1 rRNA gene is annotated in these 1,653 nt (G+C 50.0%); it reads left to right on the top strand.

The annotated features are described in order from the left end of the window. Positions 1 to 25: 25 nt before the first annotated feature. Positions 26 to 1,576, top strand: a 16S ribosomal RNA gene (locus tag HMPREF2897_RS07570). Positions 1,577 to 1,653: the final 77 nt, after the last annotated feature.

Raw genomic sequence — 1,653 nt, 5'->3', positions numbered from 1 at the left:
ATGAGCTAATCAAACATCATAATTTTTTATGGAGAGTTTGATCCTGGCTCAGGATGAACGCTGGCGGCGTGCCTAATACATGCAAGTCGAGCGAACAGACGAGGAGCTTGCTCCTCTGACGTTAGCGGCGGACGGGTGAGTAACACGTGGATAACCTACCTATAAGACTGGGATAACTTCGGGAAACCGGAGCTAATACCGGATAATATATTGAACCGCATGGTTCAATAGTGAAAGACGGTTTTGCTGTCACTTATAGATGGATCCGCGCCGCATTAGCTAGTTGGTAAGGTAACGGCTTACCAAGGCAACGATGCGTAGCCGACCTGAGAGGGTGATCGGCCACACTGGAACTGAGACACGGTCCAGACTCCTACGGGAGGCAGCAGTAGGGAATCTTCCGCAATGGGCGAAAGCCTGACGGAGCAACGCCGCGTGAGTGATGAAGGTCTTCGGATCGTAAAACTCTGTTATTAGGGAAGAACAAATGTGTAAGTAACTATGCACGTCTTGACGGTACCTAATCAGAAAGCCACGGCTAACTACGTGCCAGCAGCCGCGGTAATACGTAGGTGGCAAGCGTTATCCGGAATTATTGGGCGTAAAGCGCGCGTAGGCGGTTTTTTAAGTCTGATGTGAAAGCCCACGGCTCAACCGTGGAGGGTCATTGGAAACTGGAAAACTTGAGTGCAGAAGAGGAAAGTGGAATTCCATGTGTAGCGGTGAAATGCGCAGAGATATGGAGGAACACCAGTGGCGAAGGCGACTTTCTGGTCTGTAACTGACGCTGATGTGCGAAAGCGTGGGGATCAAACAGGATTAGATACCCTGGTAGTCCACGCCGTAAACGATGAGTGCTAAGTGTTAGGGGGTTTCCGCCCCTTAGTGCTGCAGCTAACGCATTAAGCACTCCGCCTGGGGAGTACGACCGCAAGGTTGAAACTCAAAGGAATTGACGGGGACCCGCACAAGCGGTGGAGCATGTGGTTTAATTCGAAGCAACGCGAAGAACCTTACCAAATCTTGACATCCTCTGACCCCTCTAGAGATAGAGTTTTCCCCTTCGGGGGACAGAGTGACAGGTGGTGCATGGTTGTCGTCAGCTCGTGTCGTGAGATGTTGGGTTAAGTCCCGCAACGAGCGCAACCCTTAAGCTTAGTTGCCATCATTAAGTTGGGCACTCTAAGTTGACTGCCGGTGACAAACCGGAGGAAGGTGGGGATGACGTCAAATCATCATGCCCCTTATGATTTGGGCTACACACGTGCTACAATGGACAATACAAAGGGTAGCGAAACCGCGAGGTCAAGCAAATCCCATAAAGTTGTTCTCAGTTCGGATTGTAGTCTGCAACTCGACTATATGAAGCTGGAATCGCTAGTAATCGTAGATCAGCATGCTACGGTGAATACGTTCCCGGGTCTTGTACACACCGCCCGTCACACCACGAGAGTTTGTAACACCCGAAGCCGGTGGAGTAACCATTTGGAGCTAGCCGTCGAAGGTGGGACAAATGATTGGGGTGAAGTCGTAACAAGGTAGCCGTATCGGAAGGTGCGGCTGGATCACCTCCTTTCTAAGGATATATTCGGAACATCTTCTACGAAGATGAGGAATAACGTGACATATTGTATTCAGTTTTGAATGTTTATT

This window comes from Staphylococcus sp. HMSC065D05 (assembly GCF_001813195.1).
In the GTDB taxonomy this organism is placed as follows: Bacteria; Bacillota; Bacilli; order Staphylococcales; family Staphylococcaceae; genus Staphylococcus; species Staphylococcus epidermidis.
This window is presented reverse-complemented; position numbering and strand designations above follow the sequence as displayed.